Raw genomic sequence first — 16,590 nt, 5'->3', positions numbered from 1 at the left:
AGGAGAGAAAAAAATGAGAACAAAGAAATGGTTTTTAGGATTTGCTTTAGTTAGTACATTAATGTTGGGTGCATGTAGTGGAGGAAAAGAAGGGTCATCGAAAGCTTCTAGTCCTGATTATGAGTTAAAAGATGTTCAATTTCCATTGGAAGAGAAAGTAACTTTAAAAATGTTATCTCAAAGTGCCCCGTTAGCACCGAATGATCCTAATGACAAATTGATTTTTCAGCGTTTAGAAGATGGCACGAATGTTCATATTGATTGGACAAACTATAATTCTGATTTTGTAGAGCGCCGTAATTTAGATATTGCTAGTGGCGAGCTACCGGATGCAATCTTTAATGCAGGAGCTGGTGATTATGATCTTTTAAGTTGGGCAGAAAGTGGAGTGATTATTCCATTAGAAGATTTAATTGATGATTATATGCCAAATTTGAAAAAAATCTTTGATGAATATCCTGAATATCGTCAACTTTCAACGGCACCAGATGGACATATCTATTCATTACCTTGGATTGAAGAGTTAGGAGCTGGAAAAGAATCGATTCATACAGTAAATGATATGGCATGGATTAACGTAGAATGGTTAGATAAGTTAGATTTAGAAATGCCCAAGACAACCGATGATTTGATAAAAGTTTTAGAAGCATTTAAAACGCAAGATCCTAATGGAAATGGTGAAGCGGATGAAATTCCATTTACATTTATTAATAATGGTGGAAACGAAGATTTAAAATTCTTATTTGCACCGTTTGGTGAAGGGGATAATGATGACCATACTGTTGTAGATAATGATGGAAATGTTGTCTTTACAGCAGATAAAGATGGTTATAAAAATGCGGTGAAATATTTCAATGAAATGTGGGAAAAAGGTTTAATTGACCAAGAGGCTTTTGAACAAGATTGGAATACGTTTGTTGCTAAAGGGAAAGATCATCGTTATGGCGTATACTTTAGTTGGGATAAAGCAAATGTTTCTGGTATGAATGACAGCTATGATGTGCTGCCTGTTTTGGAAGGTCCAGATGGCAAAAAACATGTAACACGCACCAATGGAATGGGGTTCTCTAGAGATCGTTTCGTTATTACAAGTGCCAATAAGAATCTAGAGTTGACTGCTAAATGGATTGATAAAATGTATGAACCACTACAATCTGTACAAAATAACTGGGGAACTTATGGCGATGACAAAAGTCCGAATATTTTTGAATTGGATGGCGATATGCTAAAACATCTGCCATTAAATGGAGAAGCACCTGGAGAACTACGTCAAAAAACAGAAGCTGCTGGTCCATTAGCTATTTTAGATAGTTATTATGGAACAGTTACTACAATGCCAGATGATGCTAAATGGCGTTTAGATTTAATGCACGAACATTACTTACCATATGTTTCAAATGAAAATAATTTCCCTAGAGTATTCTTTGAAAAAGAAGAAACTGATCGTCTCGCTCGAATTGAAACTGATATGTGGGATTATATTTATAGAAAACGTGCAGAATGGATTACAAATGGAAAAGTAGATGAAGAGTGGGATGAATATTTAGCAGAATTAAAACGTGTGGGTATAGACGAGTGGTTACAAATTAAACAAGACGGTTATGATCGTTTTACTAAAGGGACTGAATAAAATTGAAGAAAAGCAAATTCACATTAGATGAAGCGAATCGCTTTGTCGAAACAAATAAACATAAAGTCAATAGGAAATATCGCCATCACTATCATGTGATGGCACCTATTGGTTGGATTAATGATCCAAATGGTTTTGTATATTTTCAAGACGAATACCATTTGTTCTTTCAGTATTATCCTTACGATAGTCAATGGGGACCTATGCATTGGGGACATGTAAAATCCAAAGACTTGATTCATTGGGAAGAATTACCGATTGCTCTAGTTCCCGATCAACCTTATGACAAAGATGGTTGCTTTTCTGGGAGTGCTATTGAAAAAGATGGTAAGTTATACCTTATGTATACAGGACATGTTGAAAAAGAGAATAAGACTTATCAAACCCAATGCATTGCTATATCTGAAGATGGTATTCATTTTGATAAAGTAGCACAAAATCCTGTAATAGATGCTAAATTATTAAAAGGTCATGGAAATATTCATGATTTTCGTGATCCAAAAGTTTTTCAACGGGAAAATAAGTATTATAGTGTTGTTGCTTCAAAAAATGAGTTAAATCATGGACAGATTCTTTTGTTTGAATCAAATGATTTAATTAGTTGGTCATTTACATCTATCCTATTAGAAGGTGATGAAACACAAGGAATTATGTGGGAGTGCCCAGATTTGTTTTATTTGGATGGCAAAGATGTGTTAATTATGTCTCCTATTCAAATACCCAAAAAAGGTTTATCTTATCATAATGTAAGCTCAACTGTTGCTTTTATTGGTGAAGTTGATTGGGAAACTGGTAAGTTTCAGGTAGAAAATTATCATGAAATTGATTTTGGTTTAGATTTTTACGCGCCTCAAACATTAGAAGATGATCAGCATCGTAGAATTATGATTGCTTGGATGCAAATGTGGCATCGAACATTACCAACCCATGATTTAGATCATAAGTGGGCAGGAGCAATGTCATTACCACGAGAATTACGTGTCAAAGAGAATCGTTTAGTACAAAAACCTATTTCTATGGTGTATACGAATTTAGAATATCAATACGGATTTGAAAATGTTACTGTTGGTCAAACGCCAGTTTATCTCCGTCAAGTGGTACATGATAATACTTATGTGCATTTAGTAGCTGACTTAAGCCAAGCAACATCATTGGATATTCAATTTGCTAAAAATATTCACGAATCTTTACAACTTCACTATGATGTAGCGACAGAAATTTTTACGCTAAGTCGTGAGGATGTAGGGTATTCAATTACCGGAACTGAGAAGGATGTTTTGGTTCAACGTCAAGTTCATGTACCTTTAGTTAATCAACAGTTAGTTTTGGAAATTTTTAGAGACACCAGTTCAATTGAATTGTTTATTAATGCTTTAGAAACAATGACGATGACTTTTTATGAGATTGAAGCAGGCAACGATATCGTGTTTTCAAGTGAAGGTAACGCAACAATTTCTTCTATTGAAATTGGTCAAGTAAGAGAAACTGTTAATTACTAAGGTTTGTTTGAAGGGAACTAGTAATTTCTAATTAACTCCATTATACTAACTTTAATTAGAAAAATGGAGGATTGCTATGAACGCAACGATGAAAGAAGTCGCAAAGTTAGCAGGTGTAGGTGTTGGAACGGTTTCTCGCGTGTTAAATAATGGTTCTGTAAAAGTGAGTACACGGAAAAAAGTAGAAGCAGCGATTAAAGAATTAAACTATCAACCAAACTTCTATGCTCGAGGATTAAAAACAAATAGAACGTATACTGTCGCATTAATTTTACCGAGTATTTGGCATCCATTTTTTTCTGAATTTGCTTTTCATGTAGAAAATTATTTAGAAGAAAATGATTATAAAATGTATCTATGTAATTCAAAAGATGATATTACTAAGGAAAGAGAATACATTCAGTTAGTTACTCAAAATAAAGTGGATGGTATTATTGGTATTACGTATTCAGACATTGATGAATATATCTCAAGTGATTTGCCTTTTGTTAGTATTGATCGCTATTTTACAGAAGATGTGATTTACGTGACGGCGGATAATGCATCTGGCGGTCGAATGGCTGTTAATGAGCTAGTCAAACGTGGAGCAAAACATTTGGCTTATATTGGAGGATACCAAGAAATTCCGAATGAAACAAAAAATAGACGAAAATATTTTGAAATTGAATGTAATCAAAAAGGAATTGAGTATACTGTTTTAGATATGCTAGAACCTTTAGTTGACTTATCGGCACGATTAGAAAGTTTTTTAAAACAAAACCCACAAATTGATGGCATCTTTACAATTAATGATTCGATGGCTACAGAAGTATGTAAAGCTTTGGATAAATTAGGTAAAAATATTCCAGATGAAGTCCAAGTAATAGGTTTTGACGGTCAACGTTACCGTGAAGGAGAACCTTACTTAGTATCGACAATTGCTCAACCTACCCAACAAATGGCAGAAAAAGCAGTATCTTTATTGTTAGATGTTATTCAAGGGAAACAAGTGGAAAACCGAACAGTTTTACCAGTGTATTTTGGAAAAGGTTGGACTACAAAAGAAAACATCTGAAATCATTGGATTTCAGATGTTTTTTCGAAAGGATGAAACCCATGGTTAAAACAGGCAAAATGATTATGTTTTTTCTAATAGTGTTTTTATTAGAAGGATGTCAGTCAGTGGAGACAGAAGTAAATGCATTGTATCCGAAATCGGAAGATAGTTTTGTAGGTGATCCGATGCCGTATTTTAATGGTGAAGAGTTTATGATGTATTATTTGGAAGATTTACGAGATGGCCAAATTGGTTTTCATCCATTTAGTTTAATGACGACAAATGATTTTTATCATTATAAAAATGTAGGCGAAGTAATACCGTACGTAAATGAAGAAGATAGTGCAGAACGAGCATTAGGTACAGGTTCAATTATTCAGGATGAGACAGGTATATATCATGCGTTTTATACTGGACATAATGGAGAAAGAACACCTAAAGAAGTGATTATGCACGCATCTAGTAAAGATGGTAAAAATTGGCAGAAAATACCAGAAGATACTTTTCAAGCAGATGATATGTACGAAAAAAACGATTTTCGTGATCCTTATGTATTTTATGAACAAGAAAGTCAAGAATACTGGATGTTGATTACGACTCGTCAAGACGGACAAGGAATTATTGCAAAATATACATCTAATGATTTAAGAACATGGAAGAATACAGGTTCTTTTTTTAATAACGATCTTGGGAACGATTCCAATTTAGAATGTCCGTCACTCGTTTACTTTAATGAAAAATGGTATCTTGCTTTTTCTGATCAATGGGACAAGCGTGTTGTGCATTATCGGGTTGCGGATAGAGTGGATGGACCATTTAGAAAGTCTACGACTGACCATGTAGACGGAGCTGGTTTTTATGCTGGACGTTTGGAGACAGATGGTGAGAATTTGTATCAAGTTGGTTGGATTCCAACTAAAGAAAATCACGATGATCTATCCAACTATAATTGGGCAGGAAATTTAGCGGTTCACCAATTAAAGAGCGAAGGGGATAAACTTATTCCTCAGATACCAAAAACTGCCTATGAACAATTAGATAAGCAGCAGGTTCCAACAGGAAATTACACGAAGAATAAAGAATTGATACTGGATGGCACAGCTCAATTACTTGAAGGAACTGTTCAAGTAACATCTGATACAAAAGTTGCTTTAGAATTTAGTAAAGAGAATATTATTTTACTTGATTTTGGAAATGAGCGTATGCAATATTACAATACGTATTTAGAAGATATTCCTCGTAGAAATCCTCAGTCAGAAATAAATTTAACTAAATCGGGCATTTTTGATTGGAAAATTGTGAAAGAAAACGAAATTGTGGTAATTTATTTTGGTGACTATGCATTGTCTAATCGTATGTATGAAATGAATAATGAGATTAAAATGATTGTTTTGGATGGGCAAGTTACTGTTAAATAGTGTGTTCCGATAAGAATATTAAGATGAAGTGAGTTGCTTTTTAGTCGAAAGTAACTCACTTTTTCATTTTCACAAGCAGTAAGTAGAAGTGCTGTTCTAAAATGTGATATAATTTTCAATCGTGGAAGTTATTTAAAAATATGAGATAGAGGAGCTTTCTATGAAGAAATTAAAGATGCAAGAACTTATTTTTACAGGGGTTTATACAGCCATCTATTTTTTTGTTGTGGCAATTGTGATGGTTGTTTTAAAATTAGCCGTACCAGTTTTTGATTCCTTATTGTTACCAGCTGCTTCAGCACTTTTTTCGGGAATTATTTATTTGTTGCTTTTACAAAAAGTGCCACGATTTGGTGGAATCTCGGTAATGGGTGGTGTATTTGGCTTACTCTTTTTAATCACAGGGCATTTTGCGCTGTCATTTATTCCTAGTTTTGTATGTGCTATTTTGGCTGATTTTATTCAATACCGTTGGCAAGCCAATGAAAAACTACGTACATTAGTCAGCTACACTATTTTTAGTTTTGGGTTAACTGGCCCATTATTGCCAATGTGGTTTATGAAAAATGCGTATGTGGATTCACTAATTCGTCGTGGAAAAGATGCGGAGTATATTAACTATGTTTTCACACCAATTACAACAGTTGGTTTTATTGTATGTGTGATTTCTGTTATTGTTTGTTCGATTGCAGGTATTTATATCGGTCGTCGATTATTAGCAAAACATTTCCAAACAAAGAGGTAAGCGATGAAAAAGGGACTAAGATTCGACCCACGAACAAAACTTTGTGTCATTTTATTTGCTAGCTTTAGCTTGATGGTACCTCTGTCATTTTTTTATGAGTGTTTATTTATGACGGTTTTGTTCGTTTTGTTTTTATTGATTGGAGAATGGAAAAAGGGGATCGGGTATTATTCCGTCTTTTGGTTACTAGCGGGTTTAGATTATTGGACGTATCCACAAGGTGACCATGTGATTTTTGGTTTATTATCGTTTGTTTTGATTGGTAGTCGTCGGTTGTTGCCGACAGTCATGTCAGCAAGTTTTGCGATGAGTGGGACAAAAATTAGTGAATGGATTGCTGCATTACAAAAATTGCGGGTGCCATTTTCATTGATTGTCCCATTAACAGTGTTGTTTCGCTTTTTTCCTACATTATTACAAGATTTTAAAAATATTCGCAAAGCGTTGCGTTTTCGTGGGATTGCAATGAGTTATTGGGACATGCTTTTGCATCCACTGACAACGATGGAATATATTATTATTCCCATTTTAATGTCAGCAGATAATACTGCCATTGATTTATCGGCAACGGCGATGGTTCGTGGGTTAGGAAATTCGAAAAAACATACGAGTATTTATCCGTTGCGTTTTCAATGGCAAGATTATGTCTTAATGGGCATACTTGTTCTATGTATAGGAGGAAGATTGTTATGGCCATCATTGAATTAACGGATTTTTCCTTGGAATATCATGAGCAAGCAATTTTAAGTCAGCTTCATTTAAAAGTAAATGCTGGCGAAATGCTCGTTCTTTGCGGAAAAAGTGGTAGTGGGAAATCTTCGTTAATCAACGTATTTAGTGGATTAATTCCTGAATTATATGAAGCGAAGATGCAAGGTATCGGTAACGTTTTTGAACAGCCTTTAGAAAAACGTGAATTTTCGGATTATGTAGAAAACATTGGCATGGTTTTTCAAAATCCTAAAACACAATTTTTTACGCAAGATGTGTATTCAGAATTAGCTTTTCCAATGGAGAATGCTGGGGTAGCCCAAGAAGAAATGGTAAAACGTGTCCAATCGGTGGCGAATGAATTTAATCTAACTCGTTTTTTAGAAAAAAGTATGTTTCAACTTTCTGGTGGCGAAAAACAACTAGTCGCTTTTGGTTCTGCCTGTACGTTAGCGCCAAAACTATTTTTACTAGATGAACCTTCCAGTAACTTAGATGAGGCAACGATTGAAAAACTACGTCAGTATTTAGCTTGGTTAAAGAATGAAGGATTTACCATTATCATTGCGGAACATCGTTTGTCTTATTTAATGGAGAGTGCGGATCACTTTTTATTTTTGCCAGCAGGAATTCATTGGACAAAAGCAGAGCTCTTAGCGAAAAAAGATTCTGAAATTGCCCAATTAGGTTTACGAAGTTTGCAACCAGTAGCGCTTCAAACAACAACCTATCATTCGCTGGAACCGCCATTGCTTCGTGTTGAAAATCTCACGTATCGTTATCCTAAACAAGCCAAAGGTCTATTGATTCCAGCTTTGGAATTGGCTGGAAATGAAGTTATTGGATTGGTTGGCAAAAATGGTTCAGGAAAATCAACTCTTTCACAGCTACTGACAGGATTATTAAAACCTAAGCAAGGGAAAATTAGTTATCGTGGACAGAAAATTTCGATGCGTCGTTTGCTTAAAGAAAGTTATATTGTCATGCAAGATGTGAACTTACAGCTGTTTTTTGAAACAGTTGAGAAAGAAATCACAGCGAAAGCTCCTGATTTAACGGCGTATGATGATGTGGTATCGTGGTTATCTTTAGATTCGTTACTGCATCGTCATCCGCAAACTTTATCCGGCGGTGAGAAACAACGAGTTGCATTAGCGGCTGCGATGCTTTCTGGCAAAAAAATTCTCGTTTTTGATGAACCAACAAGTGGATTGGATTTAGAGCGGATGAGAGAAGTCAGTCGGTTAATTCAGCGGTTGCGCCAAGCAGACGTATTGATTCTGGTGATTACGCACGATAAAGAGTTTTTGAAGATGACCTGTCAGCGCATGTTAACCATGGAAAATGGGGAAATTGTTGCGGATAATAAAATTATTCTGGAAGAAATGCTAGAGAAATAAAAAAATGAATGAAAATAGTCGAATGTTATAAATGAGAGGCACAAATGTAGGAGCCTCTATAGCATTTGGCTATTTTTGTCTCTGTAGAGAATATTCTGTTTAGTAAAACACAAACATTGATGAGAAAACATTCATATAAGCAAGGGTCTAAATTGCTATCCCATCTTTTTTGATTTACTATGAGGAAGAAGATGATTAAAGGGGAACAGACATGAAATTAACAATTTTAGCAACAAGTGACATGCATGGCTATCTAATGCCAACTAATTACACTGCACGAGGTTTAGACTTGCCATTTGGCACAGCCAAAGTCGCTACAAAATTAAATGAATTGCGCCAAAAAGCTTGTGGACCAGTTGTTTTAATTGAGAATGGTGATTTTATCCAAGGTTCACCTTTAAGTTATTATGTGCGCAAACAGCCACAACATGGTGCTCAAGCAATCACGAAAATCATTAATCAATTAAGCTATGATGTGAGTGTGTTAGGAAATCATGAATTTAATTATGGTATTGATTATTTAGAAGAAGTCATTGCTAGTTATCATCATCCTGTTTTAGCGGCAAATATTCTAAACGAAGAGGGCGAGCCTGCATTTGGACAGCCGTATGTTTTGTTGGAAAAAGAAAATCTGAAAGTTGCTATTTTAGGGTTAGTGACACAATATATTCCGCATTGGGAACAACCAACAATTATTGAAAAACTTACTTTCGTTAGTGCTGTTGATACCGCGAAAAAATATGTGCCTAAACTGCGAGAAGCAGCCGATATCGTCATTGTTTCGTATCATGGAGGCTTTGAAAAGGACCTCAAAACAGGTGAACCAACGGAACAATTAACTGGTGAAAATGAAGGTTATGATTTATTACATAAAGTCCCTGGAATTGATGCACTCGTTACGGGACATCAACACCGAAAAATTGCTACTAAAGTGAAGGATATTCCTGTGATTCAACCAGGATATCAAGGCGCATTTGTTGGTGAAATTACTTTAGAATTACATGACAACAAAAAGGTTAGGACGAGTTGTGCGCAAATTCATGCGACAGCCAATGAAAAAGTGGATGCGAGGATTGCTGATGAATTGGCGGCATTAAATGAAGAAGTGGAAGCATGGTTAGATCAACCTATGGGGCATGTTGCTGGGAATATGCGTATTGATGATGCGAACCAAGCTAGAATTGTCGAACATCCATATATTGAATTTATCAATAAAGTACAAATGGCTGCCAGTGGTGTCGATATTTCTGGAACCGCCTTGTTTAATAATGATGGATGTGGATTTAATGAAACGATCACGATGCGAGATATTATTACAAATTACGTCTATCCGAATACGCTAGCGGTGCTACGTTTAACTGGCGCCGAACTAAAAGCCGCGCTAGAACAAAGTGCCGATCATTTTATTCTGAAAAAAGGACAGATTATGTTTAATCCTAAATACATTTCACCGAAACCACAATACTATAATTACGATATGTATGAAGGGATTGATTACGTGATTGACTTGAATCAACCGGTTGGACAACGGATTACTACACTGACTTATCATGGTCAGCCGATTAGTGCAACCGATGAACTAGAAGTAGTGACCAATCAATACCGTGCCGTTGGTGGTGGCAATTATACAATGTTTGGATCAGAAAAAATTGTTCGTGAAATTCAAATTGATATGACGGAATTAATTAGTGAATATTTACGGACACATCCTAAGATAGAAGCAACTGTCAATCACAATTTTACCTTTATTGGAGCAGAAGAAAAAACATGCTGAGTCATTTTCAGCATGTTTTTTTGATGTAGGTATCGATGGGTTTTTGATAGTGTTCCGTTTGCCAAGTCGTTTCATTAAAATAATTCGCAAGTAAATACCCAATGTAGGGACCTGTTGTTAAACCAGAAGAACCTAAGCCACTTGCAACAACCAATGTTTCTTCCAATGGACCAAAAAAGGGAGCGAAATCGGAAGTGTAGGCACGAGTACCGACAAAATAATTTGGTGTTTGCTTGGAAAATAATTCAGGATTTTCTAGAAAATGGTGTGTTCCTGAAACAAGCTGAGTGAAAGCTTCTTTGGTTGGAGTTAAATCCCAACCACCGTCATTTTCATGTGTTGCTCCTAATAAAATTTTCCCATTCATAAAAGGAATTAAATCAGCTTCTCCATCTAACATAGCAACTGGCCAATGATGGCTTTCTTTAAAGGGTGTATCGAAAGCCAGGAGTTGCCCTTTTTGCGGGCGAATATCAACTTGATAGGCAAGCTTTTCTAACAAGGGCTTCACAAATGGTCCCGCAGTAACGGCAATTAAATCAGCCTCAAGGTGTTGTGTGGCACTTTGAACTTGCCAGTGAGTGTCACCTGATTGAATAATTGCTTTTTCACGGATGATTGTCACACCATGCGCTTCTGCTTGTTTGGTGGCATGTGCCAGATAGGCGCGACCATCCAAACGTCCACCACCTGAAACATATAAAGCAGGTGCTGGTTTTAATAAAGGTAAGTATACTTGTGTTTGTTCAGCGGATAATAATTGAATGTCTCCGATTTCAGGTGCTTCTTTTTTTCTTGTTTCGGCTAGTTCTGCCAATGAAAGCAGTCCTGTTTGCTCGCGTAATAATAGCGTACCACAAGCGGAATAAATGGTTTCATCTAGTTTTAAATCTTGAATCAATTTAGGAAAAAAAGCAGCCCCATCTTTCGCTAATTGGTACCATTTTTTATTTCGGCGTTTGGATAACCAAGGAGAAATGATGCCCGCACTTGCACCGGTTGCTTGGCCGATGCCTTCATCAAATAAAGTAATCTCAAATTTTGTTGAATCTAAGTAATTGGCAAGTGTTAATCCAATGATTCCACCGCCGATAATTGCAATTTTTTTCATGAGTGACTCCTTTCCTAACTAGTTTTATCACAAAAGCAGTATAATAGAAAGTGCTTTGTCAATTTGTATGAATCGGAAAGGAAAAACGATTATGAATGATTATTTAGATTTTTTTGCAGATTGGTATCCCGAATTTCTAGGCAATCACTTTTACCCTGTCCGAGTTGCCAAAACATTTACCATGAAAGAACGAGAGGAATTACTACAAACATTAACTGAAGAACAAAAAGTATTGTTGGAACAGCATCGCAAATACCGTATTCGTTCGCTATTTTTAAAAAATAGTTACATGAAAACGACACAATGGCGTTTTTCGGAATTAAAAATCAACCCCTTTTATCCAGAGCCCTTGCCTGATGGTACAAAATTAACTTGTAAATGTGGGCGACCTTTGAAATTTCAATTTCTTTTACAATCCACAAAAAAACAGGAAACAATCGCATTAGGTATTAATCATTTTGCGGATCATTTGAATATTCCAATTGAAGTAGCTCGTGAAATTCAAAAAGGCGTGAACGAGATTGATATTGCGATGGACGAATTGTTATGGTTAAAAAAGAATCAGGTAAAATTTCCAGAACAAGTTTGGCGCAGATATTGTTACGCAGTCTTTCGTAATAATCAACTTGCTAAACCGATTCAACTAAACCAAAAATTACCAAAACGCATTGTAGAATTTCGAGAAGTTCAAATGCCCATCTATATTGCAGATTATGAAGCGTTGGAAACCGAGATTCGACGTGTGAATCAACAAGCTAAAGGTGATGCTGCTCAATTTTTGGTGCAAAAGGAATTATTTGAAAGTTTTTATCGTGATTTTTTAGAAGACCTAGCAACAACGTCTATCTATCTTGATAAATGTTTTTTAACCAAAAAAAGTCGGTGGTTATTACCTAAAACATCTGTGCGAACAAAAATTCCACGGGATTATTTTCACGTATTACTTGATGAATTGCAGCAACTACCTCGAGAAAACAAAGACTATGCTTTTTTATTACTGCAACAATTTAATGAACGGACACAGATGTTGACCGAAGAAATTGTTCAAGTGATTGTGCGTGAATATGTAAAATACGGCTTTGAACAATCCTTTTTCTTAGGAGTTCCACGAGTAATTCGTAATGGCTTATTGCGGGCGATTCGCTTAGAAAAAGAGGCGTATGAACAAGTTTTTGCACAGAAAATGACGGCACTACCTGATATTTTCTTTCAAACGTTAGCGCTGTTACTAAAAAGTCCCGAGACACAAACACAACCAGAAATTTTAACAGCCTATATTCAAAGTTTATTTGGTGAACATAAGATCGAAGCAACAAGCGAGCAATTAATCCTTGGTGCTCAGCAGTTTCATGCAGGCAGACGTTTTGAAGAGGCGTTTGCTTCATTAGACACGCGCTTACAAGGACGCTTGAAGGGATTTTTTTAACGGAAACTTGTTTTCAGAATTGCAGATGTGATACTATGCAGTTAAAATATGAGGACAAGAAGGTAGAAAAATGGAAAAAAGTATGAAACCTAAAAAACGAGTGTCACTTCCACGCTACCAACAAATTGCCGTTGAAATTGCTGAACGCGTGGTGGAAGGTCGCTACAAGGTAGGAGAGAAGATTCATGCTCGTTCTACATTAGCTAGTAATTTTAATGTTTCGCCCGAAACTGCACGTAAAGCAATTAATGTTTTGGTAGATTTAGAAATTATGGAAGTTCGACATGGTAGTGGTGCGTATGTGTCGTCAAAAGAAAATGCCCAAAAATTTGTTGAGAAATATCGTAATGTACAATCGGTAAAAGAAATTCAACAAGAAATTGCAGATGGTATTGATAGACAACGACAAGAACTAGCCAACTTTTCTGAGTTATTAGAAGCGTTAGTCAATCAAACGAAACAAGTACATGATATTTCGCCCTTCATTCCCTATGAATTAAAAATAACAGAAAAAGCATTGCATTTAGAAAAAAGCATTGTGGAACTAAATATTTGGCAAGTGACTGGGGCAACGGTCGTAGCGATTCAAACAGAGACCGAATTGTTATTATCCCCCGGACCGTATGCTAAATTAAGTATTGGCAATATTGTTTACTTTGTTGGCAGCGAGTTAAGTTTCCAACGAATGGAGAACTTTTTTTACCCAAATGAATAACGAAAACACACAATTCGAAAAAGAGTTGTGTGTTTTTTTTTTGACAAAGTGACCATACGGTGTTACGATAGTATGGTCACTTAGGTGAGGTTTTCAGAAAAAAATCATGAAATAATTGTAAAGGAGTGTTTTTGTTTGAGTAAAGTTCGTGTTGAACATCTAACAAAAGTCTTTGGTAAAAAGAGCCAACAAGCATTAGCTATGGTGAAAGAAAATAAAACTAAAAATGAAATCGTCGAAAAAACTGGCGCAACAGTCGGGGTTTATGATGCAAGCTTTGAAGTGAACGAAGGAGAAATTTTCGTTATCATGGGATTATCTGGTAGTGGGAAATCTACATTAATCCGTCTATTGAATCGTTTAATTGAACCTTCTTCAGGAAACATCTACATTGATGGAGAAGATGTTTCAAAAATGACAAAAGAGCAATTACGTGAAGTACGTCGTCATAAAATCAATATGGTTTTCCAAAATTTTGGGCTGTTTCCACAGCGTACAATTTTGGAAAATACCGAATATGGGTTAGAAGTTCGTGGCGTACCAAAAGAAGAACGTCGTCAACGTGCGGAACAAGCATTAGATAATTCAGGTTTATTATCATTTAAAGATCAATACCCAAACCAATTGTCTGGTGGGATGCAACAACGTGTCGGTTTAGCACGTGCATTGGCAAATGATCCAGAAATTTTATTAATGGATGAGGCGTTCTCAGCACTTGACCCATTGATTCGTCGTGAAATGCAAGATGAATTGTTAGAACTACAAGAAAAAGTACAAAAAACAATTATCTTTATTACACATGACTTAAATGAAGCACTACGTATCGGTGACCGAATTGCGTTGATGAAAGATGGTCAAATTATGCAAATTGGTACGGGAGAAGAAATTTTAACCAATCCAGCTAACGATTTTGTTCGTGAATTCGTTGAGGATGTGGATCGCTCTAAAGTATTAACTGCAGAAAATATCATGGTACCAGCCTTAACAACCAACATTGAAATTGATGGACCAAATGTCGCATTGCAACGTATGCGTAAAGAAGAGGTTAGTATGTTATTGGCTGTTGACCGTAAACGCCAATTAAAAGGAAGCCTAACTGCTGAATCAGCACGTGAAGCGCGCAAGCAAGAACTACCATTAAAAGAAGTCATTGATAAAAATGTTCAAAAAGTACACAAGGATACCTTGGTATCAGATATCTTTAACTTAATTTATGATTCACCAACACCATTAGCGGTCGTTGATGATAATGATCGTTTGATGGGCGTTGTGATTCGAGGAACTGTCATTGGCGCATTAACTGACAATGAATCAAAAGATGAAACAACACATGAAGGAGTAACTACGAATGCTTAATTTTTTACAACAACCGATTCCTGTATCTGAATGGGTAACCAATGCAACTGATTGGGTAACAAACACATTCTCAGGATTATTCTCAGTTTTACAAACAATTGGACAAGCCGTAATGGAAGGCATGACGAATGGATTATTACTCGTTCCACCATTACTGATGCTATTAATCGTCACTGCAGGAGCCTATTTTATCTCAGGGAAAAAATGGGGCTTAACTGCATTTACCTTTATTGGTTTATTATTTATCTATAACCAAGGTTTGTGGACAGCGTTAATGAATACTGTCACATTGGTGATTATCTCGAGTTTAGTCTCTATTATCATTGGGGTTCCATTGGGAATTTTAATGGCAAAAAGTGAAAAAGCGCAAAGTATCATCACACCAGTTCTTGACTTTATGCAAACAATGCCTGGTTTCGTTTACTTAATTCCAGCGGTTGCTTTCTTTGGAATTGGGATGGTACCAGGGGTATTTGCCTCTGTTATCTTCGCTTTACCACCAACTGTTCGTATGACGAACTTAGGGATTCGCCAAGTGCCAACTGAATTAGTTGAAGCATCGGATTCTTTTGGGGGAACAGGAAAACAAAAACTATTTAAATTAGAGTTACCTTTAGCGAAAAGTACCATTTTTGCCGGTATTAACCAAACAATCATGTTAGCTCTATCTATGGTTGTTATTGCCTCAATGATTGGTGCACCTGGTTTAGGTCAAGGTGTCTTATCTGCAGTACAACGTTCACAAGTGGGTAGCGGGTTTGTTAATGGTTTGGCATTGGTTGTCTTAGCGATTATTATGGACCGTTTTACACAAAATATGAATCGTCCAAAAAGTGCCAAAGCACCAAAAACAGCTAAACAAAAGAAATTAATCACTGGATTAATTCTTGCAGCAATTGCCGTTTTAGTCGGTGGAACTGTGATTAGCTCAGTGATGGGTGATAAAAAAGAAACAGTCAACTTAGCATATGTGGAATGGGATACTGAAGTTGCTTCCACAACAGTTGTTTCAGAAGTATTAAAAGATATGGGTTATGAAGTTAAAATGACACCATTAGACAATGCGATTATGTGGGAAGCTGTTGCCAATGGCGAAGCCGACGGAATGGTTGCTGCTTGGCTACCTGGAACACATGGGACACAATATGAAAAATTTAAAGATCAAGTTGAAAACTTGGGACCAAACTTAGAAGGCGGCGCTCAATTAGGAATTGTCGTTCCTTCATATATGGATGTTGATTCTATTGAAGATTTATCAGATCAAGCCAACAAAACGATCGTTGGGATTGAACCTGGTGCTGGTGTTGTTTCTGCTGCTGAAAAAACAGTTGAAGAATATCCAAACTTATCTGATTGGAATCTAATGACATCTTCTGGTGGCGCGATGACGACAGAATTAGCAAATGCGATTAAGAATGAACAAGAAATCGTCATTACTGGTTGGTCACCACACTGGATGTTCTCTCGTTATGACTTGAAATATCTAGAAGATCCAAAAGGTACCATGGGTGGCGAAGAAAGTATTCATACTATGGTACGTCATGGACTAAAAGATGACATGCCAGAAGTTTACAATGTTTTAGATAATTTCTCTTGGGAATTAGAAGACATTGAAGGCATGATGCTAGAAATCGAAAATGGTACTGAACCAGTACAAGCAGCAAGAGACTGGATGAATGCCCATGAAGATATCGTAAATAGCTGGAAGAAATAGACAATTAAAAAGCTTGTAAGATGACGTTACGTTTTCCTACAAGCTTTTTATTTAT

Annotated in this window: 13 protein-coding genes; 12 read left to right on the top strand and 1 reads right to left on the bottom strand. The window is 36.2% G+C overall.

Annotated elements, in window-relative coordinates:
* Positions 1-13 precede the first annotated feature (13 nt).
* From PYW32_RS09570 to PYW32_RS09535, 8 genes are all read left to right on the top strand, one after another.
* Positions 14-1,630, top strand: a complete 1,617-nt coding sequence (locus PYW32_RS09570; RefSeq protein WP_016174519.1) for an ABC transporter substrate-binding protein — start codon at positions 14-16, stop codon at positions 1,628-1,630.
* Between the two features lie 2 nt (positions 1,631-1,632).
* Complete coding sequence (locus tag PYW32_RS09565; RefSeq protein WP_016174520.1) at positions 1,633-3,129, top strand: glycoside hydrolase family 32 protein; 1,497 nt, start codon at positions 1,633-1,635, stop codon at positions 3,127-3,129.
* Between the two features lie 76 nt (positions 3,130-3,205).
* Positions 3,206-4,183 carry a LacI family DNA-binding transcriptional regulator gene (locus tag PYW32_RS09560; RefSeq protein WP_016174521.1) on the top strand — a complete coding sequence of 326 codons (978 nt, stop codon included), beginning with the start codon at positions 3,206-3,208 and terminating at the stop codon, positions 4,181-4,183.
* A 107-nt stretch (positions 4,184-4,290) separates the two neighbouring features.
* Positions 4,291-5,583, top strand: a complete 1,293-nt coding sequence (locus PYW32_RS09555; RefSeq protein ID WP_245558517.1) for a family 43 glycosylhydrolase — start codon at positions 4,291-4,293, stop codon at positions 5,581-5,583.
* 160 nt (positions 5,584-5,743) lie between these two features.
* Positions 5,744-6,328 (top strand): MptD family putative ECF transporter S component, encoded by a 585-nt coding sequence (locus PYW32_RS09550; RefSeq protein WP_016174523.1) that lies wholly within the window; start codon positions 5,744-5,746, stop codon positions 6,326-6,328.
* A 3-nt stretch (positions 6,329-6,331) separates the two neighbouring features.
* Positions 6,332-7,036, top strand: coding sequence for an energy-coupling factor transporter transmembrane component T (locus PYW32_RS09545; RefSeq protein WP_016174524.1), 705 nt, complete (start codon positions 6,332-6,334; stop codon positions 7,034-7,036).
* Positions 7,018-8,439, top strand: a complete 1,422-nt coding sequence (locus PYW32_RS09540; protein WP_016174525.1) for an ABC transporter ATP-binding protein — start codon at positions 7,018-7,020, stop codon at positions 8,437-8,439. The genes PYW32_RS09545 and PYW32_RS09540 overlap by 19 nt, the downstream gene beginning before the upstream one ends.
* Positions 8,440-8,650: 211 nt before the next feature.
* Positions 8,651-10,213: a bifunctional metallophosphatase/5'-nucleotidase gene (locus PYW32_RS09535; RefSeq protein ID WP_016174526.1), complete on the top strand. Its 1,563-nt coding sequence runs from the start codon at positions 8,651-8,653 to the stop codon at positions 10,211-10,213.
* Between the two features lie 7 nt (positions 10,214-10,220).
* Here PYW32_RS09535 and PYW32_RS09530 read toward each other — a convergent pair whose 3' ends face one another.
* Positions 10,221-11,324: an NAD(P)/FAD-dependent oxidoreductase gene (locus tag PYW32_RS09530; RefSeq protein ID WP_016174527.1), complete on the bottom strand. Its 1,104-nt coding sequence runs from the start codon at positions 11,322-11,324 to the stop codon at positions 10,221-10,223.
* Between the two features lie 91 nt (positions 11,325-11,415).
* On the opposite strand from PYW32_RS09530, the gene PYW32_RS09525 reads away from it, so the two are divergent.
* The 4 genes from PYW32_RS09525 to PYW32_RS09510 all read left to right on the top strand — a co-directional run bounded on the left by PYW32_RS09525 (position 11,416) and on the right by PYW32_RS09510 (position 16,535).
* Positions 11,416-12,750, top strand: coding sequence for a hypothetical protein (locus PYW32_RS09525; protein WP_016174528.1), 1,335 nt, complete (start codon positions 11,416-11,418; stop codon positions 12,748-12,750).
* A 70-nt stretch (positions 12,751-12,820) separates the two neighbouring features.
* Complete coding sequence (locus tag PYW32_RS09520; RefSeq protein WP_016174529.1) at positions 12,821-13,465, top strand: GntR family transcriptional regulator; 645 nt, start codon at positions 12,821-12,823, stop codon at positions 13,463-13,465.
* A 135-nt stretch (positions 13,466-13,600) separates the two neighbouring features.
* Positions 13,601-14,821, top strand: a complete 1,221-nt coding sequence (locus PYW32_RS09515) for a quaternary amine ABC transporter ATP-binding protein (protein WP_016174530.1) — start codon at positions 13,601-13,603, stop codon at positions 14,819-14,821.
* Positions 14,814-16,535 carry an ABC transporter permease/substrate binding protein gene (locus tag PYW32_RS09510; RefSeq protein ID WP_016174531.1) on the top strand — a complete coding sequence of 574 codons (1,722 nt, stop codon included), beginning with the start codon at positions 14,814-14,816 and terminating at the stop codon, positions 16,533-16,535. The genes PYW32_RS09515 and PYW32_RS09510 overlap by 8 nt, the downstream gene beginning before the upstream one ends.
* Positions 16,536-16,590: the final 55 nt, after the last annotated feature.

This window comes from Enterococcus saccharolyticus subsp. saccharolyticus (assembly GCF_029023825.1).
Lineage (GTDB): Bacteria > Bacillota > Bacilli > Lactobacillales > Enterococcaceae > Enterococcus_F > Enterococcus_F saccharolyticus.
Note: the sequence above shows the minus strand (reverse complement) of the source record. Positions and strands in the feature narration are given on the sequence as shown.